Raw genomic sequence first — 1271 nt, 5'->3', positions numbered from 1 at the left:
CCCCCATCCTTCGTTCCGTCGTCAGGCGCAGGGCCACCCCCGCGCGTCCCCCCTGTTGGCGGTCGGTCCTGGAGGGTGTTCGATGACGACGGTTGACGAACGTCATGGAGACGGTGCGCGCGACGGGGACGACCGGGGCGGTGCCCCCCGCATAGGCGATCCACTGTCCTCCCGGTTTCCTCGGACCGCCCCTGAAGCTCCTCGACTCGCCCCCGAGATTCCTCGACTCGCCGCGGAAGCGGTCCCCTTGAGCGATCCGCGGGCGGCACGCATCCCGTTCGCCGGCTCCAAGGCCGCACATCTCGCGCGCGCCGCGCTGGCCGGGCTGCCGGTGCTGCCGGGGTTCGTCGTGCCGCACAACGAGCACCGGGAGCACAGCGAGCCCAGGAAGCGCCTGGAGGAGCCGCCGTACGGCGATTGGGCCGACGAGCGGCCAGGCGTCGGCGACCTGGAAGGGCTGCGCCGAGCCTGGCAGGAGCTCTCCGCCGACGGCACGCGCCCCCTCGTCGTACGGTCCTCCTCACCGCAGGAGGACACCCAGGAGTCGTCCCTGGCGGGCCAGTTCGCGTCCGTGCTGGACGTGCAGGGCTGGCACGAGTTCCGTGCGGCCGTGCGGACCGTGCTCGACTCGGCGCACCGGCCCGACGGCACGGTGGCTCCGATGGCCGTGCTGGTTCAGCCGATGCTCGCGGCCCGCGTCGGTGGGGTCATGTTCGGCGCCGACCCCGTGGAGGGCCGGACGGACCGGATGCTGGTGAGTGCGGTGCGGGGCGGGCCCGACTCCCTGGTCAGCGGCGAACAGCCGGGCACGAACTACTGGTTGAGCCGCTGGGGACGGCTGCTGCGCACCGAGCCGGATGACCCCGAAGGGCTGCTCGGCGCCGACGGACTGCGTCGCCTGGCCCGGCTGGCGCGGCAGGCACGAGGCGTCTTCGGCGGGCCGCAGGACATCGAGTTCGGGTTCGACGCGTCCGGGCGGCTGTGGCTGTTCCAGAGCCGGCCGATCACGGCGATGGCGACTCGGCCCGCGCGCGGGGCGCGGCTGCTCGGTCCCGGACCGGTGGCGGAGACGCTGCCGGACCAACTGGAGCCGCTGGAGGAGGACTTGTGGGTGGCCCCGATGGCACGGGGGCTGGCCGCCGCGCTCGACATCGGGGGCACCGCGCCCCGACGGCAACTGCGCTCGCTTCCGGTCGTCACGGCGGTCGGCGGACGGGCCGCGGCGGATCTGCGGCTGCTGGGCGCCGCACCGCCCCGGAACCGGTGGCTCG

At 74.4% G+C, this 1271-nt stretch carries 1 protein-coding gene; it reads left to right on the top strand.

Translation table 11 applies throughout. From position 1 onward, the window contains the following. Positions 1 to 247 precede the first annotated feature (247 nt). A partial coding sequence (locus O3Q52_RS53200; protein WP_332113038.1) for a PEP/pyruvate-binding domain-containing protein occupies positions 248 to 1271 on the top strand: 1024 nt, incomplete at its 3' end.

This window comes from Streptomyces sp. ActVer, from assembly GCF_027270795.1.
In the GTDB taxonomy this organism is placed as follows: domain Bacteria; phylum Actinomycetota; class Actinomycetes; order Streptomycetales; family Streptomycetaceae; genus Streptomyces; species Streptomyces umbrinus_A.
Note: the sequence above shows the minus strand (reverse complement) of the source record. Positions and strands in the feature narration are given on the sequence as shown.